Source organism: Acinetobacter sp. ANC_7654, assembly GCF_056779855.1.
The window spans coordinates 87943-111744 of record NZ_JBWYIR010000008.1; the positions used below are offsets into that span (position 1 = coordinate 87943).

Genomic DNA, 23802 nt, shown 5'->3' on the forward strand with positions numbered 1-23802 from the left:
AATTATATGACTTATAAAGTTAAAAATAATTTTGAAGTGAATTGATTATTAAGTTTTTCTTGTTGTTTTATACCATCTTAAAGTTTACATTTAAAATAAATCACCTTGATGTTCTTCATTTATTTAAAAACATAAGCATAAAAAAACCTCCCATATGGGAGGTTTTTTACCTGATTAAAGATTACTTCGAACCTTTAACCCCTGCTTGTAATAATAATGCACCTAAACCACCAATCTTCTGTTCTTGTGGTTTCTGCTGCTGAGGTTTTTTCGCATGTTGTGGGCGATCACCCTGTGGACGTGCTTGCTGAGGACGCTTCGCGTGTGGTTTACGCTCACCACGTTGCTCTTGCTGGCCATGAGTTTCACGACGTGGCTGGCGCGGTGCCTTCGCAGGTGCTTCAGATCCTGCAGGGCGCATCGATAAATTAACACGATTACGTTCCACATCAACTTGTAACACACGCACTTGAACAATTTGCCCTGGTTTCACAAACTTATGTGGATCAGAAATAAATTCATTCGCTAGTTCTGAAATATGAACTAAACCATCTTGATGAACACCAACATCAACAAATGCACCAAAGTTCGTTACATTGGTCACTACACCTTCAAGCTCTAAGCCTTCAGTCAGTTGTGAAACCTCAGTAATGTCATCACGGAACTTCGCTGTACGGAACTCTGGACGTGGATCACGACCTGGTTTTTCAAGCTCCGCCAAAACATCTTGGATCGTTGGTAAACCAAATTTGTCATCAACAAACTCTTCAGGTTTAACCTGACGAATGATTTCAGTATTGCCAATAATATCTTTTACAGTGGTCGCTTTCGCTTCAACAATCTTGTTGACTAAACCATAAGACTCAGGATGAACTGCTGAAGCATCCAATGGCTCTGAACCGTCTTGAATACGTAAGAAACCTGCAGCTTGCTCAAAAGTACGCTCACCTAAGCGTGGTACTTTTTTCAAATCTTGACGATTATCAAAACGACCATTCTCTTTACGGTAGTCTACAATTTGCTGTGCTATAGATTTGTTTAATCCTGCGATGTAACCCAAAATCGCTGAAGATGCTGTATTCACATCTACACCAACTGAGTTCACACAGTCTTCCACTACAGCTTCAAGCGTTTTTGCCAAGCCTGTTTGATTCACATCGTGTTGATATTGACCTACACCAATTGATTTAGGATCAATCTTCACAAGTTCAGCCAATGGATCTTGTAAACGACGCGCAATAGATACTGCACCACGAATCGATACGTCTAAATCTGGTAATTCTTGTGAAGCCAATTCAGATGCTGAATATACTGAAGCACCTGCTTCAGATACAGACACGCGCGTTAATTTAAGATCAGCATGAGCAGCCATCATTTCCACAACAACAGCTTCTGTTTCACGACTCGCGGTACCGTTACCAATAGCAATTAGCTCAACATTGAATTCACGACATAAACGTGCCAATTCATTGATTGAGCCTTCTTTATCTTCTTTAGGTGCGAATGGATAAATCGTGCTGTGTGCCAGTACATCTCCAGATGCATTCACGACAGCCAATTTCACACCTGTACGGATACCAGGATCCACACCTAAAGTAGTACGTGAACCTGCTGGTGCAGATAAAAGTAAATGACGTAAATTTTCTGCAAATACTTGCATTGCTTCTGCTTCAGCAGCCAAACGCTTTTCTGTCAGAAGTGAATGCTCAATTGTAGGCCGGACTTTGCCGAGCCAGAATAATTTTGCAGTTTGCTTCAGAAAATCTTGACGGGCTTGAGGTTGAACTTGATCAAGATTGTATTCAGTTTCAATGCGTGCCAAAGGAGCATCATTTTCACCATCAACTTTTAGACCTAGTACATTCTCTTGACGTCCACGTAACATTGCCAATAAGCGATGTGATGGAACTTTGTTTAAGTTTTCAGAAAAATCGAAGTAGTCACGGAATTTTTTACCAACTTCTTTTTTCTCTTCACTAGCAACTAAGCTTTTTAACACTGCTGTTTTTGCAAACATCGCTTTAAGCTCTGTCGTGAGTGCAATATTTTGTGCCCAGTCATCAATGAGAATATGCTGAACAGCGTCTAATTGACTCTCTAAATCAGAATAATCTTCATGATTAAATCCTTCTAAAGCTTCTGCAGGTTCAACATTTTCATTATAGATTTTTTCAGCGATTGGGCCTAAACCAGCCTCTTTTGCTTTAAATGATTTACTCGTACGTTTTGGACGATACGGTGCGTAAATTTCTTCTAATGCATTTTTTGTTTCAACGGCATTGACGCGAGCTAACAAATCATCCGTGAGTTTATTTTGTTCTTTCAGTGATTCAATGACCTTTTCACGGCGTTCAAATAAATCACGAAGGTAAGTTAATCGGGTATCCAGTTGACGTAACTGCGTATCGTCTAAGCCTTGAGTTACTTCTTTACGGTAACGTGCAATAAATGGAACACTAGAACCTTCATCAATCAGCTTAATGGCAGCTTCTACTTGGTTTGGACGTACGGCAAGTTCACTTGCCAACTGCTGAACTAAGTCAGTCATCGTGTTAAATTCCACAAGGATAAGGACTAAAAGTTAGTGATTATAAAGACCGAGACTATAAAATCCACAATTGTTTTGAATATTTGCAATGAAATTTTAAATAAAAGTCTCAATTTTTCTAGTTTTATCTCCCAGAGAAAAATCTTCAGGTGAAGTCTCTGATCAATTATTTGAGTGTAATGCGTCATTGTGTCATCACTTTGACAATGAATTAAAACATTTAACTCTTTAAAATCACTTTATTTTTCTGATTTTGATGTAAATTTCTTGCTTTCAATAGCACTTCAAATTAGCTTCATATTGAATAGCGATTTTATTTTAAATTATTTGCCTAAAAACAGGTCAATACATGTTGTGATTTGGTTTCAGAACACACTTAAAATTGTAATTTTGAGCAATTTGATACATAGTCTTAACAAGAACTTAGGCATTATACTGAGACAAATGAATATTTATAAATACAACTTTTAAGGGAGTGCATCATGAGTTTAGTTGTACCTGCTGAAAATACTGATGTAGTACACAATGACACTGACAGAGTTGAACGCATTCTGGTCGTCGACGATGATGTGCGTCTTCGTACCCTTTTACAACGGTTTTTAGAAGATAAAGGTTTTGTGGTTAAAACCGCACATGATGCCACGCAAATGGATCGGTTATTACAACGTGAACTTTTCTCGCTCATCGTTTTAGATTTTATGCTTCCTGTAGAAGATGGTTTAAGCATTTGTCGTCGTTTAAGGCAGTCTAACATCGACACGCCTATTATTATGCTCACTGCACGTGGTAGCGACTCTGATCGTATTGCAGGGCTTGAAGCAGGTGCTGATGACTATCTACCAAAACCATTCAACCCAAATGAATTGTTAGCTCGTATCCGAGCTGTACTACGTCGACAAGTGCGTGAGGTTCCTGGGGCACCAAGCCAAAATGTTGAAGTGGTTTCATTTGGTCCTTGGTCACTCGATCTATCGACTCGAACATTGACTCGTGAGGGTCAAGTGGTGACCTTGACTACTGGTGAATTCGCAGTACTCAAAGCATTGGTGCAACATCCTCGTGAACCGTTGACACGTGATAAATTAATGAATTTGGCGCGTGGTCGTGAATGGGGAGCAATGGAACGTTCTATTGATGTTCAAGTCTCTCGTTTACGTCGTTTAATCGAGGAAAATCCGGCGCGCGCACGCTACATTCAAACGGTGTGGGGTGTGGGATATGTATTTGTACCAGATGGTGCAGAATAATTTTTTAAACAATGGACTCCGCCATCAATGATGTCGGGGTCTTTATTTTATGTATTAAACAATTACATGCACTTATTCTTTTTAAGCCCAAACTCTCAGGTTAGACCGTGAAACTTGATCCTATTGACCCACAAAAATTTAATGAGTTTGTTGCGTATTCAGAGCGAAAACGAACGAAATGGGAACGCTTTCTTGACAAAATCAAGCCGCGCTCCGCTGCAATGCGAACAACAGTTTTGGTTGTTTTTGTGGTGTTCTTTAGTCTGTTTATGTCACTTTGGTTTTTTTGGAAAACCCTCTATTTACCAGAGATTCAACAGCATGCACGCTACCTTGCGGTTGAACTCGAAATTATCAACAACCCCGACCTTCGAATTTTTCATGGTGACACTGAACTTGATGTTGACACATGGTTAAAACAGCGTGTTGGAATTGAATACGTTACAGACCCTGCTGCGTTCCCCAACCAGCGCGATAAAGTCATTGCTGAATTCTTTACGAACCAAGTTGAAAAACGTTTGGCCAAAGAACTCGACGTACCTGAAGTGACTGTCTATTTCCAATTTAAACCCAGCCCACGTATTTGGATTCAAACCCCAGAAATGAACGGGAATTGGGTTCAAGAGCCGTTAAAAACTTATGCGAATTATAGCCCCGAATTGATTTTGGCATGGTTTCTTGGCGTACCGCTGATTTCAGCCATGATTATCTTAACTTTAGTGAGACAGCTCAATCGCCCACTACGCCGACTGCAAAATGCAGCAAATAGCTATAGTAAAACTGGAAAAGCCCCCTATCTTGAGACGAACCACGGACCTTTGGAAATCCGCCAAGTCAACCAAGCCTTTAATCATATGATTTATACATTGGAGCTCACTGAACGTGATCGTCAAATTATGTTGGCTGGGATTTCACATGATTTAAGGACCCCGCTCACTCGAATTCGACTGAGTGCCGAAATGATGTCAGATGATGACTTCTTGAAAGAAGGTTTAATCTTTGATGTGGATGATATGGATGCCATTCTTAATCAGTTTATTTCTTACATGCGTGATGGTTCAGATGAAGACCTAAAAGAAACCAATATCAATACCCTTTTGCAAGAATTAGTTATTCAGTTTAAACCCCTGGATATTCGCTTTGAACCAGAAGAACTCCCACTGATTACTGCACGTTCGCTTTCCCTCAAACGCTTAATTGGTAACTTAATTAATAATTCTAAGCGTTATGGTGCTGAACCCATTGAGCTAAGTGCGAAAGTTGAGGGAGATCATCTAAAAATTTGTGTTGCTGATCACGGTGATGGAATCCCAGAAGATCAAATTGAAGACCTTATGCAACCTTTTGTACGTGGCAATGAAGCACGTACCATCCAAGGGAGTGGTCTTGGTTTAGCCATTGTGAAACGAATTGTCGATATTCATGAAGGTGAATTAAAAATTCATAATCGTCCTGAAGGAGGTCTTGAAGCTATCATTCTACTACCCCTTTTAACACCTCAAGCTGCTGATATTTCAACCAATAGCACCTTAGATAAAATCAGGCAAACCATCACCGAACGATTTTGATGAATGGTGAATAGTTGAACGGTTGAATTGGTTTAATTATTCACCACAATGAAAATTAAATATAAAAAACAATATCTTACAAACAATAATATATCTTTATATCCGCATTTTTTGAAAAAATTAGACCTTAGCCTAACAAGTATGCAAAATGGCTCGCTTGATCGGTACAATCGGTGCCAGATCCAGAATATCAAGAGAAGAGTAAACCATGTCTTTAGATCGCATTCGTTTAGAGTCACTTCATGAAAAAGTCATTTCAGCTGAACAAGCTTCAACGTTTATTGAAGATGGCATGACCGTAGGTATGAGTGGTTTCACGCGTGCTGGTGAAGCTAAAGCAGTTCCATTGGCATTGGTAAAACGCGCTCATACAAACCCTTTAAAGATCACTTTAATCACTGGTGCGTCTTTGGGTAATGACTTAGATAAACAGTTAACTGAAGCTGGCGTATTGGCTCGTCGTCTACCTTTCCAAGTCGACAATACTTTGCGTAAAGCGATCAATAAAGGCGAAGTAATGTTTATTGATCAGCATTTGTCAGAAACTGTTGAACAAATGCGTAATAAACAATTGAAAAAGCCTGATATTGCAGTCATCGAAGCTGTAGCAATTACTGAAGATGGTGGCATCATTCCAACAACTTCAGTAGGTAACTCAGCAAGCTTTGCAATTTTTGCAGAAAAAGTAATTGTTGAAATTAATACAAATTTAAGCCCAGCATTCGAAGGCTTGCACGATATTTATATCCCATCTTATCGTCCGACACGTCAGCCGATTCCACTCACTCAAGTTGATGAGCGTATTGGTACACATGCAATTAATATCGATCCTGCTAAAATTGTTGGCATCGTATTTAACAGCGAATTCCATGATTCTCCATCAACAGTCACTGCACCAGATGATGAGACTCAAGCAATTGCAAACCACTTAATCGAATTCTTTGAAAAAGAAGTGGCTGAAGAACGTCTTCCTAAAAATTTAGGTCCATTACAAGCAGGTATTGGTTCAATTGCGAATGCGGTATTAACGGGTCTTAAAGAATCGAATTTTGAAGATCTCATCATGTACTCAGAAGTACTTCAAGACTGTACTTTTGAATTAATTGATGCTGGTAAAATGAAATTCGCTTCTGGCTCATCAATTACACTTTCTGCACGTTATGGTGAAAAAGTATTCAATAATCTTGAGCAATACAAAGACAAACTTGTATTACGCCCTCAAGAAATTTCAAACCACCCAGAATTGGTACGCCGTTTAGGGATTATCGGGATCAATACTGCGCTTGAATTTGACATCTACGGCAATGTGAACTCTACGCACGTATGTGGTTCAAAAATGATGAATGGTATTGGTGGTTCAGGTGACTTCGCACGTAATGCGCATATCGCAATCTTCGTGACTAAATCAATCGCTAAAGGCGGTGACATTTCATCTGTAGTGCCGATGGCATCTCACGTAGATCACACAGGTCATGACGTAGACGTTCTTGTTACTGAACAAGGTCTTGCTGATTTACGTGGTCTTGCACCGCGTGAACGTGCACGTGCAATCATCGATAACTGTGTTCACCCATTGTATAAAGACGCATTAAACGACTATTTCGATCGTGCATGTGCTAAAGGTGGACAAACTCCTCACCTACTTACAGAAGCGCTCTCTTGGCATTCTAATTTCGAAGAAACAGGTCATATGTTATCTGCACCTGCAGAAGCAAAATCTGCATAAGTATGACTTAAAAAAGCCCTGAATATCAGGGCTTTTTTTATTTCGAAAGATTCTAAAATACTTTTAGATCATCATAATATTTGACATAAACCAATAAAATAGGCAGGATTGAATAAGATGCTTAAATGTGAACTATTTTACATTTTATTAATATTAAATTACACAAAATCACACTTTTATGGCTGAACTTTACACATAATTTAAGTATTATTATTTCATAGCAAGATTATGAGTGAACAAATAATAATAACAGCGTACTGTTTCATCAGTTTTCCTTCCTAGATTTCCCCCAAAATCTAGGAATTTTTTTGTCTATATGTTTTACAGAACTCAAGTTTAGTGTCCACATAAAAAAACCTCGATATTCGAGGTTTTTTGTGTTTGAAACGAATTCTATTTTAATGATTACCTTGAACTTTTTCCTCAATCTCTTCCACACTGGTGTGACGAACATCGTAGCCTTTAGCCATATAAATCACTTGTTCAGAAATATTACGCGCATGGTCACCAATACGCTCTAGAGATCGCAGCACCCACATGACATTCAGAACACGAGAAATATGACGAGGATCCTCAATCATGTAAGTCATTAATGTACGTGTAGCAGATTGATATTCACGATCGATATCTGCATCAGCCAACAATACTTTTAGTGCTTGCTCTGCATCAACGCGTGCAAATGCATCCAATGCATCATGAATCATTACTCGAACTTGGTTACCGATATGACGTGTTTCCATATAACCACGAGGTGACTCACCTTCTTCACATAGATTTTGGGCTATACGTGCAATTTTAGCTGCTTCATCACCTATACGTTCTAAATCGGTATTGGCCTTGCTCATTGCAATCACCATACGCAGATCACTTGCAGCAGGATGACGGCGTACTAAAATCAAAGTCAAGCCTTCATCAATTTCACGCTCGTAGCGGTTTACCGTATTATCCTGAAATTGGACATCTACAGCCAAATTCACATTGGTGTCTAAAAGAGCATGAATGGCATTAGCAACTTGTTGCTCAACCAAACCACCCATCGCCATAAATTTGGTATGGACATCTTGCAAATCTTCGTTAAATTGAGAAGAAATATGGTGGCTAAGTACAGGATTATTAGAGCTCAAAGTCTTATTACTCCACACAGCGTGAATGGATTGAAATTTTTGCCATATTAAAGCATATCAATTGTGAATATTTGATGACAAAACAATCAATTTATTCTATTTTTCAACTAACCATGCATTCATTTGACGAAGCTCATTTTCATTCAATTGACCCACAGAAGCCTTCAACCTCAACACATTCAACACATAATCATATTGAGCATTCACAAAATCTAATCGCGTTGCAAAAGCATTTCTTTGTGCAAGCAACACATCAACCATACTTTTAAGCCCTTCATCATACTGAGCTTGGGATGCTTTCGCGACTAATGCGGAAGAATCCATGGCAGCTTTGCGCGCTTGCAATGTAGCACTATCCATATCAATTTGTAGGTAAGATTTTTTAGCATCTGTGGTTGCTTTACGTATCGCAGCTTCTAATTGGCGTTCCGACTTTTCAACATTTTTTGTCGCTTTATCAATATTAATTTTAGTTCGTCCACCGGTATAGGCATTCCAGTTCATTTCTACACCCACCTGATCAAATTTCCCATCACTTGATATAGCTGTTTGTGGTGACTGTTCACTATAACCATAAGTGGCTACTGCTTCGACTTGAGGATAAAGCGCCGCTTGCTCTACACGTCGCTGATCATTGGCATATTGACGTTGCAAACGCGCTTGTAGAATTTCAAGATTCTGTTCTTGAGCTAATTTAGTCCATTCACTCATGATATTCGGTACAGGCTTTTGATACTCGAAATCATCACTTAAAACAGCGAGCTTTTCTTGGTAAGGTCCAATCAACTGAGCAAGTTGCTCTTGTGCCAAGATTAATTGAACACCTGTCGCAATTCGATTTGCTCGCGCATTTTGATATTGTGCATTCGCTTCGCTCACATCGCTTTCAGCAACTAAACCTTCTTTGAGTTTGGCATTCATCATATTGAGCTGCTCGAATAATGCTTTTTCTTCTTGAGCGTTAGTGAGCGTTAAAGCCTGTTGACGTAGTACATTAAAATAAGCTTCAGAGACATTTAATATATGTTGTTGCTGTTGCTGTTTTAAAGTGACTTCACTCAGTTGAACTGAGGTTTTTACCTGTTTATATCCCTGCCAAGCATCCATTCTGAAAATGGGTTGTCGTGCAGTAATCGCAATTTGACGAGTGGTCGATGTCGATGCCAACAGGTCAGAACTATTAAAAAAAGGATTCGATTCTGTACTTGAACGATTTACATCTTGGTTTTTACGCGTCACATTTCCTGAAACAGTTACTGTCGGCAGCAAATTACCTTTTGCTAAACCTATATTTAACTGATCAGCCTCATACTGCAAAACGTTGGCTTGCCAATTTGGATCGGTTTGCTTTGCTCGCTCATAGGCTTCAACGAGGTTCAATGCAAAGCTCATCGGGCTAAGCGCAATTAAACTGACTGCAAGTAGAGTTTTTTTCATGATAATGACTTCACAGCACCTTAAGCATTTGAATAACAAGTAATTAGAATAGGATGTTGCAAATATAATCTTTAATCGAGCTTTTTACGTATCAATTTTATTATTTTTTCATTTAATCCGGAGAATTATTTTGAATTATGCGCATTGATGTATGTTTTTCATACATTATTTTAACGCTTGATTGCGAAGCAACTACAATAAATTTCACTGTACGGTTTTAAAATAGGTGAAAATCTATTTGCGCCTCATTTCACACTTTAACTGTATTTTGATATCTCAATGAAGTCATTTTTGCACACGTTTAAGCCTATTCGTCAATTATTGACTCTTATGGTCGTAAGTCTTGGCTTAACTGCGTGTCAAAAACCGATTTCCGAAGAAATACCTACTGAATCTCCAAACCCAACCCAAAACCAGAACACCACACCTGATCTCAACCTCATTTGTCAAAAACTCAAAAAAGAAATGCTCGGGATAACTGCTCAACGGACTACATTCGCCATTGAGCAAATCAATCAAGATATTCGACTTTGTCTTCCCTTAATGCCCTTTCAGGAACAGAAAGAATTGATCGGTTTGGCAGACATCATGTATAGAAATTTCTTAAGTATAGATCGATCAGCTGATCAGCAAAAAGCTTTTGATTTATATGCTCATGACCAGTCGCAATTTCCGACGATTCAACAATCACAAATTGAAAAATTACATCCAAGAGATCAATATTTACTTCGGCATAAGGGTCAAGCGTATATTGATCTCGTCGATATTAACCACCAAGCAACCTATCAAAGAAACCCATATTATTTAGCACGAGTATTTGCCCCCTATTTCCCTGAGGCAGAACAAGCATTTATGCAAGAACTTGCTGAACAAAATCAGCAAGCACAATTTGAAGATCCTCATTTTCATCTTGAAGCACAAGAGATTTCTAGACGTGCCCAGTATTGGGAAAATTATCTAAAAAAATACCCTCAAAGCAGTTTCCGTTTAGATGCAGAGTACCTTTATCATTTTTATTCAAATCTATTATTTAAAGGTCTCAAACATGATCCTGTTTCTCATGATTTTGAAGGACGTGTTGAAATTGCACCCGATGCTTTAACTGAAATCGAACAACTCGCAAATATGAAAAATAGTCGTTTAGCAGATCAAGCGAGACTTTTCTTAAAATTTATCGAACTGGATTCACAACAAAAAAGTAAATTAACTTCAAATCAGACTGATCAAAATCCGCAAGTTCTTATACAGCTAAGTCACTATTTAAACTTAAAAACTGTTGATCTTGAAAATCGTCGTAATTGCTTTAAAGACGCAATTTGTTATGCATCATAGTCTGATGACTTTAATCTGACTTTATATGTTAATATTTTGGCATCGCTTGACGGAGCGCGAGTAATAACTCGCTGAGATCACCTAAAACATTGTTTTGATGGTGAGTACCGTTGAACCTGATCAGGTTAATACCTGCGTAGGAATCAAGCCATCTAAAAACTTTGTTCTAGGTTATTCATTCAGGATAATTCCGCCACCGTTTTTGGTCGTGCTTGATTCGTTGATGTCATTCATAAGGATCATTGCAATGAACCAATTAACGAATCTTTCAAATACAGATCTCTCTGCTCAACATGAGCAAGATGCTCAAGATCTCACCCGCATTTTACCAGCGTCAAAAAAAGTCTATGTTCAAGGTTCTCGTCCAGATATTCGCGTACCCATGCGTGAAATTGCACTCTCCGATACACCAACGGGCTTAGGCGGTGAGTATAATCCTGCCATTTTGGTGTATGACACTTCAGGTGTTTATACCGACCCTGAGATTCAAATTGATTTAAATCGAGGCCTACCAAACCTCAGAGATACATGGCTTGAAGAGCGCGCAGATACAGAACAACTCGCGACATTAAGCTCAAAATTTGGGCGAGAACGTCTTCAAGATATTCGTACAGCTGGCATTCGTTTCGCACATATCCAGAAACCTCGTCGAGCTAAACCAGGACATAACGTTACGCAAATGCATTATGCTAAGCAGGGTATTATCACGCCTGAAATGGAATACATTGCGATTCGAGAAAACCAAAAACAGCGCGAAGGTGTGGATACTCGCCAACATGTTGGTCAAAACTTTGGTGCAAAAAATTTATTAGAAATTACACCCGAATTTGTACGCCAAGAAGTCGCTGCAGGTCGTGCCATTATTCCTGCCAATATCAATCATCCTGAACTCGAACCGATGATTATCGGACGAAATTTCCTAGTGAAAATCAATGCCAATATTGGCAACTCAGCACTGGGTTCATCCATTGATGAAGAAGTGGCAAAAATGACATGGGCAACACGTTGGGGTGCTGACACCATCATGGATTTATCTACGGGTAAAAATATTCACGAAACACGCGAGTGGATTATTCGAAACTCCCCTGTACCTATTGGAACTGTTCCGATTTATCAAGCATTAGAAAAGGTGGATGGAATAGCAGAAGATCTTACATGGGAAATTTTTAAAGACACTTTAATCGAACAAGCTGAGCAAGGGGTTGATTACTTCACGATTCATGCTGGTGTTTTATTGCGCTATGTTCCTCTCACAGCCAATCGCTTAACGGGCATCGTTTCACGCGGTGGTTCAATCATGGCACAGTGGTGTCTTGCACATCATAAAGAAAATTTCTTATACACCCATTTTGATGAAATCTGCGAGATCATGAAAGCCTATGATGTCTCATTCAGCTTAGGTGATGGTTTACGCCCTGGGTGCATTCAAGACGCCAATGACGAAGCCCAATTTTCCGAACTGCGTACATTAGGAGAATTAACCCATCGAGCTTGGGAACACGATGTGCAAGTCATGATTGAAGGTCCTGGTCATGTTCCTATGCATATGATTAAAGAAAATATGGATTTACAACTTGAGGTTTGCAAAGAAGCACCTTTTTATACATTAGGACCATTAACAACAGATATTGCACCTGGTTATGATCATATTACTTCAGCAATTGGTGCAGCCATGATCGGTTGGTATGGAACAGCGATGCTTTGTTACGTAACACCTAAAGAGCATTTAGGTCTACCCAATAAAAAGGACGTCAAAGATGGCATTATCACCTATAAAATTGCAGCACATGCTGCAGACCTCGCCAAAGGACACCCAGGTGCTCAAGTCCGTGATAATGCGCTTTCAAAAGCACGTTTTGAGTTTCGTTGGGAAGATCAATTTAACTTAAGTTTAGATCCTGATACGGCACGTAGTATGCATGATGAAACCATGCCTAAAGAGGCACATAAATCAGCGCATTTCTGTTCGATGTGTGGACCTAAATTTTGCTCAATGAAGATTACCCAAAATGTGCGTGAATACGCTCAAAATCAGCAGTCTGATAACCTAGATCTCAAGTTAAATCAAGAGATTGAATCAGGTCTCAACGCCATGAAAAATGAGTATCATAAGCAAGGACAAAAGTTGTATCAGAAGCTGTAAAAATTAAAAAATCTGTTTTTCTTTAATGCAATCTCAGTTAGGATGAAATAAATTTTTGTCCTAACGTATACGAATGAAAATTCTTGAAAAAGCCACCTACAATAATAAAGATTTTAAGGTCCATTCTCGCGAATCCCTTTATCAAGGATTCATTCGTATAGAGAAAGTGAGCATCACACATCGTTTATTTGGTGAGAATACTTATACCCCAACAATTCATCGTGAATTAGTGCATCGAAAAGAAGCTGCTGGTGTACTCATCTACAATGATGCACTCAAGCGCTTTGCACTGATTGAACAATTCCGAATTGGTGCAATCGATGATCCTATCTCCCCATGGCAACTAGAAATCATTGCAGGCGTATTAGATGGCGATGAATCACCTGAAACATGCATTCAGCGTGAGAGTTTAGAAGAATCTGGTTGTGAAATTCGTAATCTGGCACATTTATTTACCTTCTACCCTTCTGCTGGTGCGTGCGATGAAGTTTTTCATTTGTATGTTGCAGAAGCAGATCTTCCTGAGCAAGGCGGTATTCATGGTATGCCAGATGAAGGTGAGAATATCCAACTGCATATCTTAGCTTATTCAGATCTTGAACCATTATTGGCATCCAAACGATTGTGTAATGCACCTGTCATCATGGCTCTGCAATGGCTCAAACAGCACATTGCCACTACCTCTATAGCGCTGAGGTAATTTATGACGCCTTTAATCAAACAGAATAAAAATGATCAGCTCATTATCCAAATTACCGATACTCATCTCATGGATCATCCTGACACGCCGTTTGTTCAGATAAATCCTGAACAAAGTTTTCATGCAGTGATCAATGATATTTTAAATCGCTATCAAGACATTGATGCGATTATTCATACAGGTGACTTGGCACAGGTACCACATGAGGCAACTTATCAGCGATATTTGAGTTTCATGAAAAATTTGAATATTCCGTTTTATCAAATTCCAGGGAATCATGATGATGCCGAATATTTTCCTTTTGCAGCGCCTGATCCTATACCGGCCGTGTTAACTTTCGAAACGTGGAAAATCGTCCTATTAAATAGTGCTGTGCCCCACAAAGTAGATGGTTGGATTAAAGCAGAACAATTGAATCATTTATCAATGATTCTTCAGGAAACACAGCAGCACCCTGTCATTTTGGCGTGTCATCATCACCCACTTGAAATGAAGTCCAAGTGGATTGATCGACACATCTTAAAAAATTCAGATCAATTGACCCAGATCATGGCAGAGTATCAACACATTCAAGCAGTGATCTTTGGACATGTGCACCAAGATTCGTTGAATGTTTGGAAAAATATTCAATTTTTATCAACGCCCTCCACCTCCGTTCAGTTTAAACCAAAGACTGAAGATTTTGCCTTTGATGACCTTGCACCAGGCTATCGCAGCCTACTACTGAAAACTGACGGTAGCTTTGAAACACGTGTTCATCGCCTACAAAATTTCGCGCAAAATATTAATAAAGAAATTTCAGGTTATTAGCTTTTCTTTTAAAGTGTTTTGGATTAAGTTATCTGTCCGAATGGAATCTGAACAGTCCAAAACAGATATTCATAGCTTTCATCTTTGATAAAAAATCTATATGATGACGCCCCCGATAGCAACAATCTATCGGAAGCGATAAAAACACTTGCATATCACCATATTTTTTGCGTACGCAAACACGCATATGATGAGGAATGCCCTTTATGGCGAATGACAACCAAAATCAAGTCTTGGAAGAAAACAACGTAGTTGCTGAAAAAGTAAAACGCGTGCGTAAGACCAAGCCAAAGACTTCCGAAGGCGGTACTACAGCGAGTCTATTTGGCATCGAGCCTTATCAGCCGAAAAAAAATGAAGAATACATGTCTGAAGGTCAACTTGAGCATTTCCGTCAAATTTTATTGGCATGGAAAGACGAGTTAATGTCAGAAGTGGATCGAACATTAAATACAATGCAAGATGAAAATACTGCATTGCCTGATGTAAATGACCGTGCAACGCAAGAAGAAGAGTTTGCGATTGAGCTTCGTACTCGTGACCGTGAACGCAAGTTAATTCGCAAAATTGAACAATCTATCGAAGCAATCAAAAATGATGACTATGGTTTCTGTGAAACCTGTGGGATCGAAATTGGCTTACGTCGTTTAGAGGCTCGTCCAACAGCGACGCTTTGCATTGATTGCAAAACTTTAGCTGAAATTAAAGAGAAACAAAATAACGGTTAATCATGTTATTTAATAATCCTTCCCTAATCCCTCCTTTGATAAAGGAGGGGGACAACAGGATGGCTTATGTGGGTCGGTTTGCGCCATCGCCAACCGGCCCTCTTCATTTTGGATCACTCATTACAGCTGTTGCAAGCTATTGTGAAGCAAGATCTCATGCAGGCAAATGGGTTGTACGAATTGAAGATACAGACATCCCTCGCATATATCCTGGTAGTGAAGAACATATCTTGTCATGTATTGAAGCTTTCGGTTTCGAGTTTGATGACGAAATTATCTTTCAAAAAGACCGTTTAAACATCTATGAATCTGTCTTAAACGATCTTCAGCAACGTAACCTCACCTATGCCTGCCAATGTACACGAAAAATCTTAGGCTCTAATCATATCTATAGCGGTACTTGCCGCGATTTAAAACTACCACACGATCAACAAGCCATTCGGGTTAAAACATCAAACGAGTTGATTTGTTTTGAGGATCTTTTACAAGGTCAGCATTGCTCGAATTTGACCAATGAATTAGGAGATTTTGTTCTTAAACGTCGCGACGGTATTATTAATTATCAGCTCGCCGTGGTTGTGGATGATTATCTACAAGGAATGACTCATGTTGTGCGTGGTGCTGATTTGCTGGATAATACTGAACGACAAATTTGGTTAGGGCGATTATTGGGCTACCCTGAACTTCAGTATATGCATTTGCCCCTAGCAATGAATAAAGATGGCACAAAGCTTTCTAAGCAAAATTTAGCTGTAGCGCTTGATCTCACCCAAGCCCCCCAACTCTTGAACAAAGCTATTCACGCATTAGGACAAGATCCCGTTGATCTAGATCAACCAAATCGCATGCTTCTACAGGCAATTCAACAATGGGATCGTAAGAAAATTCCAGTTAGCACCACCATACAAGGTGTTTTTGAATAGTGTCCATACAGAATCATGCTTGTTATTCAGCTGAAAATGTTTTTGAATTCCATTTAGATAGATTAATCAGGAATTCATTATGTTTTTTATTTTTGGGGTAGGACCTAAAACCATCAAAACGGAAAAGGGGCAATTTCTATGCCCAGTCTGTCGTACATATAGCAATTATGAAATTAAACAACAACGCAATTATTTTTCTTTATTTTTTATTCCATTGATTCCACTATCAAAACCCAAATCTGGTCAAGTCACCTGTTTAAACTGTGGCACACATATGCCAACAATGGTGTTGCAGCAAAATAGTACCCCACCATCATCAGATTTGAATGCTTAAGATACAATCGTGTATTTTAAAAGCTAGATACTTCCTTAGCCTGATTCTTTTCTTGGGTTGTTGCTTCAATTTTCAGCATTAAACTGACCATGACAGCACACATAATCAGAGATGAACCACCATAACTAATAAATGGTAAAGTTAAACCTTTTGTTGGGAGCAGCCCCATATTCATACCAGCATTTACCATAATTTGCAGAACAAAAATAATGCTAATCCCGTAAGCCAAATAACCCGCTCTCAAGAATTGATGTTGAATGGCACGATGCCCAATTCGAATACACGCACCCACCATAAGAAATGACAGTGCGAGAACAACCGTAATGCCCATGAAACCGAACTCTTCTGCCAAAATAGCCAACATAAAGTCCGTATGAGCCTCGGGTAGATAAGACATTTTTTGAATACTATGGCCTAAGCCTACCCCTAACCATTCACCACGTCCAAAGGCCATAAGCGCATTTGAAAGCTGATAACCAGAACCTAAAGGATCTGCCCATGGATTGGTAAAAGACATTAAACGCTCGAAACGATAAGGCTCGAACACAACCAGCACTACAAATGCCATGATAATGGCACCCAATGCAATACCAAACTGGATTAGTGGCGCACCTGCAAGAAAGAACACCCCTAACATCGTTAAGGCAACCACTACCGTTGCACCTAAGTCAGGTTCAGCAATAATCAAACCAACTGTACATAGCATTACTGTTGCTAATCTTGCTAGCCCTTTCACATTATTCCGCACTTCTTCTGCCCGACGGACAACATAATCTGCAGTAAAAATAGCCATCATCACTTTCGCAGCTTCAGTAGGCTGGAAGGTAAATCCTGCGATTCGAATCCAACGCGTCGAACCGTTCACTTCCGAACCGACTAATAACACCGCGACAAGCAATGCCATAGTCATCATCCATAACGGAAATGTGTTATTAAACCAGGTATTTAACGAAACACGATAAACCAAAATTGCTGCGACAAACGCAACCACGATGGATATGGCATGGCGGATGACATAGTGGAATGGATTTTCATGCAATCTTTCTGCGTAAGGCATAGAAGCTGAACCAACCATCACCGTTCCAATACAGAGCAGTGCAATCACACAAAAAATTAGAACATTCCTTGATGTAATTTCACTTGGAATACGTGGTAACCAACGTTGGTAAATTTTATTCACTTTATCAATCGTTGTCTGAGCCGACTCAGCCATATCTTCGTCCTTATTGTTCTTCGTGCAGCGCATTCACACAAGCAACAAATTGATGTCCGCGTTGTGGATAGCCTGTAAACATATCAAAACTTGCACATGCTGGCGAAAGCAATACCACATCATGTTGCTGTGTATTTGCTTGGCATAATTTTACTGCTTCTTCCAATGACGTAGCGTGAAGAATTGTGGTTGTGCCTTGAATTGCTTGTTCAATCACTGGCGCATCTTCACCAATGAGTACCGCGAGTTTTGCAAATTCCGTTAATGATTTTCTTAAAGCAGTAAAATCTTGCCCTTTACCTTGACCACCTAAAATGATGGCAACTTTAGCTTTCTGTACTGCGATCGCCGCACCTAAGCCGTCTAATGCTGCTAAGGTTGCCCCAATATTTGTACCTTTTGAGTCGTTATAATAACGAACACCTTGCACTTCTTTAACAAATTCGCAGCGATGTTCCAACCCCTTGAAGGTTTTCAAAGTTTCCAGCATAACCTCTAATGGTAGACCTATCGCTTCACCTAAAGCTAAACACGCAAGTGCATTTGCGACATTGTGTGTCCCTTGAATATACATCTCAGAACTTTTCAATAAACGTTCACGCCCCCTTGCTAGCCACAGCGTACCATCAGTATCTCTGAGTACACCATACTGATTCATATCTGGTGCATTGAGCCCAAAACTCTGCATTGGCGTTGCATCAGGTACTAAAGGACGTGTCAAAGAGTCATCCCGATTGAAGACCACTTTCTTGACACCTTGAAAAATACGATGTTTGGCAGTGTGATATCCCATCATATCGCCATGACGATCGAGATGGTCTTCGCTCATATTTAAGACGACAGCAACTTCAGCATTTAAGTTCGATGTAGTTTCTAATTGGAAACTGGATAGTTCTAAGATATATAGCTCTGGATCATCTTTGGTTAAATCTAAGGCTGGACGTCCTAAATTCCCCCCTACAGCGACTTTTTTGCCTGCATATTTCGCCATTAAGCCGATCAAGGTGGTCACTGTGCTTTTTGCATTAGAACCTGTTATTGCAACAATAGGCTTTTCAGTCGCACGTCGTAAAATTTGAATTTCACTGACAACAGGAATGCCTTGTGCAAGTGCTGTTTGAATCACTGGCAGTTTAGGATCAAGCCCTGGACTGATAATAATTTCCTCAGCAGACAACAACATTTCTTCGTCAAATTTCCCAAAGCTAGTTTGGACTTCAGGTGGAATTTGATCATGTCCAGGTGGAGAGGTCCTCGAATCTGTTACTGCAACGTGATAGCCTTTTTCATGTAGAAAATTTACCGCAGCAACACCCGAAATTCCGAGTCCTGCGACAACTTTTAATCCACCACGCTGTATTAACATTTCTGCCCCATATTTTAGTCTAATTAGAAACTGCCGAAATGTTAGCACTTTGCTGCTTTGAATGCTTTTTTTGATTTCATAATCTTGACATTATTTTGTGTCCATGCGTAAAAAAACCGCCAATTTAGGCGGTTCTTTTATTGAAGTAAACTACTTCCATTTCACAGCTTGAGGGTTTAACTTGGGTGTTTCCTTGTCTGAAACAGGACAAGCGCAATTTCCGCCACAACCAGCAGTCATTTTGGGTTTAAGCCACTTTGATAGTGCCTTCCACCCTTTTCTTTCCGTGGCATCTGACAGTTTCATAAAGACTGAATTTGACGTCTGTGGAAAAACCTTTTTGAATACGACCAATGAACTCCAAAGGACCAATGCCGTAATAATTAGAATTTCAATCATCTCAGTCTCCTCAACTCTTCAGATTTAAGCTAACACGCTGGTCGCGACTTGATAGGTCAAGAACGACATAAAGTATGCTAAACCAAATAAATAGACGGTCATAAAGCCAACTGTCTTCCAAGAACCTGTTTCGCGTTTCACTGTCGCTAATGTCGCTAAACAATGTGGTGCATAAATGAACCAGACCAAAAGTGATAATCCTGTTGCTAAAGACCAGCCCAAATCCCCACCACTACTAATCAGTGATGCCAAACCTTCCGACATCGCATCCTCATCAACAGCAGACAAAGCATACACCGTGCCTAAAGCAGCAACGACAACTTCACGCGCAGCCATGGCTGGAATTAAGGCAATACAAATCTGCCAATTAAAGCCTAATGGCGCAAAGATTGGTTGCATCAAATGACCTAACATCCCCGCAAATGAATAATCAATCGCAGGTAATGTTGCACCCTCAGGTGGTTGTGGGAATGTGCACAAGAACCATAATAAAATAGAAAGCGCAAAGATGATTCCACCGACTCGCTTTAAAAAGATTTTTGCTCGATCAAGTAAACCAATCCACACATTTTTCAAATCTGGAAAACGATAGCTTGGAAGTTCCATCAATAGCATATGTTGAGATTTATCTTTTTGAAAAAACTTCAACACAAACGATACGATCAGTGCACTCACAATCCCTGCCATATATAGACCGAACAGCACTAAACCTTGAAGGTTAAATAGTCCCCAAACCGTTTGAGAAGGCACAAAAGCTGCAATCAACAACGCATAAACGGGTAAACGAGCTGAACAAGTCATCAATGGTGCAACAAAGATCGTGGTCAAACGGTCTCTTGGATCACTAATAGTCCTTGATGCCATGATTCCAGGAATTGCACACGCAAAACTCGACAGTAATGGAATAAATGCACGTCCCGAAAGACCTGCTTTATACATCAACTTATCAAGTAAGAATGCCGCTCGGGGTAAATAACCTGATTCTTCAAGCACCAAGATAAAGAAGAATAAGATGAGAATCTGAGGCAAAAAGACAACTACACCACCAGCACCCGCGATAATTCCATCAACCACTAAACTATTGAGTAATGGATGGGCAATATTCTCGCCAACAACTTCACCCAACCAGCCAAAGAACGTCTCAATACCATCCATGAAGGGTGCCGCCCAAGCAAAAACTGCTTGGAAAATGACGAACATCATCACCGCTAAACTGAATAGACCAAATACAGGGTGCAGAAAGATTTTATCGAGAAAAACTGAACGTTTATCATCAAATTCAACAAATTGAACGGCATCTTTGACAATCGCTTCAACTTTGTCGTGATCAGATCCTTTCAAACCTGTCAGCTCAGTTTGAGGAACAGCATATTTGCCATGATCTAGCGCATTCATCAGGTTTTCAATACCTGAGCGACGTACAGCAACCGTTTCTACAACTGGAATGCCTAAGCGCTCAGAAAGCTTCTGGGTATTGATTTGCATTCCACGACGACGAGCTTCATCCATCATGTTAAGCACGAGTAGCATTGGACGACCCAATTGGATCAACTCCAAAACTAAACCAAGGTGCAACTTAAGATTGGTTGCATCTACAACGCATAAAAATGCATCTTGACGACCTTCTTCCGCAATTTTCCCATAAACAACATCACGGGTGATTTCTTCATCTGGACTAGTTGCGTCTAAACTATACGTTCCTGGCAAGTCTAAAACACGAACCGCTTTACCTGAGTTTAGCGTGAAATGACCAATTTTTCGCTCAACGGTTACACCTGCATAGTTACCTACTTTTTGGCGTGTTCCAGTCAAATGATTGAATAATGAAGTTTTACCACAGTTAGGATTACCAACAAGGGCAACACGCAACGCATCGCTCATGCCGACACTCCTTCTATTTCAATTTTTTCTGCTTCATTTTTTCTTAAGGCAAAGCGAGTAAAACCCACTTGAATGAGAATTGGTTCGCCACCAAACAGTCCTTTCGTAATGACTTGTACTTTAGTTCCGGCAACAAATCCTAGCGTTTCTAAACGACTTGCCACCATATCTGTAGAAGTACCATCTACAGTGCGATGCACTTGCGTAATGATGGCAGATTGTTTGACTTTCAAATCAGATAAACGCACCGTACCTAACCCTAAAAAATTTTGAACAGTATACATACAAATGAGAATTATTACCGCACTCTCATCAAGAATGATTCGCATCTTCTTATAACACATCGACATGCATAGAAAATTACACTACATTAGATAATCTCAATTAAATCAATCGAATTTCTCAATCGAATATCCATATGATTAATAAGAAACCTCGAATTCCTACCCCCATTCAAATTCCAGAACAACTTTCGTTCTTATACGGATTTCGGGATTATTTAATCGCTCAGTCTGTTAGTCCGCACACCCGAAATGCTTATCTCACAGATTTAGTCCAATGCAGTACTCTGTTAACCAGCCCCATGACCTTATGGTCACATGATGATATTTCAGATGTACTGATTGAGCTCACCAAACAAGGGAAAAGTCCTCGATCAATTGCTCGCACTTTATCGGCACTTCGGTCTTTCTATAAATTTTTAAGAGAGCAAAATTTAAGAACAGATAATCCTATAGCCGCACATAAAACACCCAAGTTAGGACGAGCGTTACCTAAAGATTTATCTGAGCAAGATGTTGAATCACTCATTCAAGCACCAGATACAAACACAGCGTTAGGCTTGCGTGATCGCACGATGTTTGAAGTCCTTTATGCTTGTGGTTTACGCGTGAGCGAACTGATTAATTTAAGAATAGATCACATCAATCTCAATCAGGGTTTTTTGCGAATTTTGGGCAAAGGAAATAAAGAGCGTTTAGTTCCTTTGGGGCAAATTGCTGTGGAATGGATTGAAAAATACTTAGCAGAAGCTCGCCCCCAACTCCATAAAAGTGCTACAGATTACTTATTCCTGACCCAACATGGCGGGATTATGAGCCGTCAAAACTTTTGGTATGCCATCAAACGTTATGCCCTCCAAGCAGGTATAGCTACAGAGCTATCCCCCCATACATTAAGACATGCTTTTGCAACTCACCTGCTCAATCATGGTGCAGATCTCCGAGTGGTACAAATGCTCTTAGGGCACAGTGATTTATCGACAACCCAAATTTATACGCATGTTGCACAAATTCGCATGCAACAACTTCATGCTCAGCATCATCCCCGTGGCTAAGTCATCGATCTGAATTTTGTAGCACTGAGCTATAATTTACGATTTGAGAATATTTTTTGTTATGCTTAGCGCAGTAAAAATAATGCTGAAAACTTTAAAAGGGTTGTTTATGTTATTTACCCGTTCGAAAATTTTATTCGTTTCTACCCTTGCAACGACGCTTTTTATGTATGCATGCTCCAAGTCTGAAGACACGCAAAAATCTGATGGTACTTTAACGGCAACTGCACCAGCAACGGGCCAAGCATCAAATTTAACTGAGCGAAATGCGCAACAACGCTTGATTCAAAAGTTAGAGAAAAATTTTAAAACTGCCAATATCAATGCCAAAATTATCGACATTAAACCAACCGAAGTACCAAATCTTTACTGGGTCAATTTAGAGGGTATGACTGCGGTATACACTACTGCAGATGGTCAATATATTTTCCAAGGTGATTTACTACGTTTAGGTAATAAAAAAGTTGAAGATATTGGACAATCCTTCCAGTCGGCATGGAGTAAAGGGTTACTAAGCCAGTTAAAAGCTGAAGATCTCATTATTTATCCAGCTAAATCTAAAACCAAACATATCGTTTACGTTTTTACAGATATCAGCTGCCCTTACTGCCATAAATTGCATGAACATATGGATGAAATCAATTCTAAAGGAATTGAAGTTCGTTATATCGCGTGGCCACGTGGAGAACAGTATTTCCCAGCAATGGAAAGTGTCTGGTGTAGTAAAGATCGTAAAACTGCATTTGATCAAGCTATTGCAGGTCAACAATTGGACAATACCAACTGTGAAAATCCTGTTAAAGATCAGTACCAAATGGGTTTAAAAATGGGTGTAAATGGAACGCCTGCAATTTACAGCTCAGAAGGTGTTTATCTTGGTGGATACATGACAGCAGATGAAATACTACGTAGCTTAAATAACTAATATTTATGAGATAAATTACTGCTTTTTATACATCAATATTTAACTCGATTGACCCTAGAGTC

Annotated in this window: 20 protein-coding genes and 1 riboswitch; of the genes, 12 read left to right on the forward strand and 8 right to left on the reverse strand. The window is 39.6% G+C overall.

What is annotated here, in order from left to right; all coding sequences use genetic code 11:
• Nucleotides 1-181 precede the first annotated feature (181 nt).
• Nucleotides 182-2548, reverse strand: coding sequence for a Tex family protein (locus tag AC1M86_RS09980; RefSeq protein ID WP_481607869.1), 2367 nt, complete (start codon nt 2546-2548; stop codon nt 182-184).
• A gap of 482 nt (nt 2549-3030) precedes the next feature.
• Here AC1M86_RS09980 and ompR point away from each other — a divergent pair, with 482 nt between their 5' ends.
• The 3 genes from ompR (at nt 3031) to AC1M86_RS09995 (ending at nt 7089) form a co-directional block, all read left to right on the forward strand.
• Entirely contained in the window at nt 3031-3795 is a 765-nt protein-coding gene (ompR, locus tag AC1M86_RS09985) for an osmolarity response regulator transcription factor OmpR (protein ID WP_035263934.1), read from the forward strand.
• 107 nt (nt 3796-3902) lie between these two features.
• Entirely contained in the window at nt 3903-5363 is a 1461-nt protein-coding gene (locus AC1M86_RS09990) for an ATP-binding protein (RefSeq protein ID WP_481593240.1), read from the forward strand.
• A gap of 208 nt (nt 5364-5571) precedes the next feature.
• A complete protein-coding gene (locus AC1M86_RS09995; RefSeq protein WP_092767310.1) occupies nt 5572-7089 on the forward strand; it encodes an acetyl-CoA hydrolase/transferase family protein in 1518 nt (505 codons plus the stop codon).
• A 398-nt stretch (nt 7090-7487) separates the two neighbouring features.
• Here AC1M86_RS09995 and phoU read toward each other — a convergent pair whose 3' ends face one another.
• Nucleotides 7488-8213: a phosphate signaling complex protein PhoU gene (phoU, locus tag AC1M86_RS10000; RefSeq protein WP_035263928.1), complete on the reverse strand. Its 726-nt coding sequence runs from the start codon at nt 8211-8213 to the stop codon at nt 7488-7490.
• A 96-nt stretch (nt 8214-8309) separates the two neighbouring features.
• Nucleotides 8310-9650 carry a multidrug efflux outer membrane protein AbuO gene (gene abuO, locus AC1M86_RS10005; protein WP_092767312.1) on the reverse strand — a complete coding sequence of 447 codons (1341 nt, stop codon included), beginning with the start codon at nt 9648-9650 and terminating at the stop codon, nt 8310-8312.
• Nucleotides 9651-9929: 279 nt separating this feature from the next.
• On the opposite strand from abuO, the gene AC1M86_RS10010 reads away from it, so the two are divergent.
• From AC1M86_RS10010 to AC1M86_RS10040, 7 genes are all read left to right on the forward strand, one after another.
• The gene (locus tag AC1M86_RS10010) at nt 9930-10982 is read left to right on the forward strand and encodes a hypothetical protein (RefSeq protein WP_481607870.1); all 1053 of its coding nucleotides are present in this window, start codon (nt 9930-9932) and stop codon (nt 10980-10982) included.
• A 40-nt stretch (nt 10983-11022) separates the two neighbouring features.
• Nucleotides 11023-11142: riboswitch (TPP riboswitch) on the forward strand.
• Between the two features lie 87 nt (nt 11143-11229).
• Nucleotides 11230-13125: a phosphomethylpyrimidine synthase ThiC gene (gene thiC, locus AC1M86_RS10015; protein WP_481591483.1), complete on the forward strand. Its 1896-nt coding sequence runs from the start codon at nt 11230-11232 to the stop codon at nt 13123-13125.
• A gap of 73 nt (nt 13126-13198) precedes the next feature.
• Entirely contained in the window at nt 13199-13825 is a 627-nt protein-coding gene (locus tag AC1M86_RS10020) for an NUDIX domain-containing protein (protein WP_481607871.1), read from the forward strand.
• 3 nt (nt 13826-13828) lie between these two features.
• Nucleotides 13829-14635, forward strand: a complete 807-nt coding sequence (gene cpdA / locus AC1M86_RS10025) for a 3',5'-cyclic-AMP phosphodiesterase (protein ID WP_481590437.1) — start codon at nt 13829-13831, stop codon at nt 14633-14635.
• A gap of 206 nt (nt 14636-14841) precedes the next feature.
• On the forward strand, nt 14842-15363 hold the full coding sequence (gene dksA / locus AC1M86_RS10030) for an RNA polymerase-binding protein DksA (RefSeq protein ID WP_035263919.1): 522 nt from the start codon (nt 14842-14844) through the stop codon (nt 15361-15363).
• A gap of 59 nt (nt 15364-15422) precedes the next feature.
• On the forward strand, nt 15423-16286 hold the full coding sequence (gene gluQRS / locus AC1M86_RS10035) for a tRNA glutamyl-Q(34) synthetase GluQRS (protein ID WP_481607872.1): 864 nt from the start codon (nt 15423-15425) through the stop codon (nt 16284-16286).
• A 79-nt stretch (nt 16287-16365) separates the two neighbouring features.
• Complete coding sequence (locus tag AC1M86_RS10040; RefSeq protein ID WP_035263916.1) at nt 16366-16620, forward strand: zinc-ribbon domain-containing protein; 255 nt, start codon at nt 16366-16368, stop codon at nt 16618-16620.
• A 16-nt stretch (nt 16621-16636) separates the two neighbouring features.
• Here AC1M86_RS10040 and ftsW read toward each other — a convergent pair whose 3' ends face one another.
• The 5 genes from ftsW to AC1M86_RS10065 all read right to left on the reverse strand — a co-directional run bounded on the left by ftsW (nt 16637) and on the right by AC1M86_RS10065 (nt 21727).
• Nucleotides 16637-17833, reverse strand: a complete 1197-nt coding sequence (gene ftsW / locus AC1M86_RS10045; RefSeq protein ID WP_035263915.1) for a putative lipid II flippase FtsW — start codon at nt 17831-17833, stop codon at nt 16637-16639.
• A 10-nt stretch (nt 17834-17843) separates the two neighbouring features.
• Nucleotides 17844-19199 carry a UDP-N-acetylmuramoyl-L-alanine--D-glutamate ligase gene (gene murD / locus AC1M86_RS10050; RefSeq protein WP_481607873.1) on the reverse strand — a complete coding sequence of 452 codons (1356 nt, stop codon included), beginning with the start codon at nt 19197-19199 and terminating at the stop codon, nt 17844-17846.
• Nucleotides 19200-19349: 150 nt separating this feature from the next.
• On the reverse strand, nt 19350-19598 hold the full coding sequence (locus tag AC1M86_RS10055; RefSeq protein WP_481607874.1) for a DUF6587 family protein: 249 nt from the start codon (nt 19596-19598) through the stop codon (nt 19350-19352).
• Nucleotides 19599-19622: 24 nt separating this feature from the next.
• On the reverse strand, nt 19623-21479 hold the full coding sequence (feoB, locus tag AC1M86_RS10060; RefSeq protein WP_481607875.1) for a ferrous iron transporter B: 1857 nt from the start codon (nt 21477-21479) through the stop codon (nt 19623-19625).
• The gene (locus AC1M86_RS10065) at nt 21476-21727 is read right to left on the reverse strand and encodes a FeoA family protein (protein ID WP_481591514.1); all 252 of its coding nucleotides are present in this window, start codon (nt 21725-21727) and stop codon (nt 21476-21478) included. The genes feoB and AC1M86_RS10065 overlap by 4 nt, the downstream gene beginning before the upstream one ends.
• Nucleotides 21728-21897: 170 nt before the next feature.
• On the opposite strand from AC1M86_RS10065, the gene xerD reads away from it, so the two are divergent.
• Entirely contained in the window at nt 21898-22815 is a 918-nt protein-coding gene (gene xerD / locus AC1M86_RS10070) for a site-specific tyrosine recombinase XerD (RefSeq protein WP_481607876.1), read from the forward strand.
• A gap of 109 nt (nt 22816-22924) precedes the next feature.
• The gene (locus AC1M86_RS10075) at nt 22925-23740 is read left to right on the forward strand and encodes a DsbC family protein (protein ID WP_481607877.1); all 816 of its coding nucleotides are present in this window, start codon (nt 22925-22927) and stop codon (nt 23738-23740) included.
• Nucleotides 23741-23802: the final 62 nt, after the last annotated feature.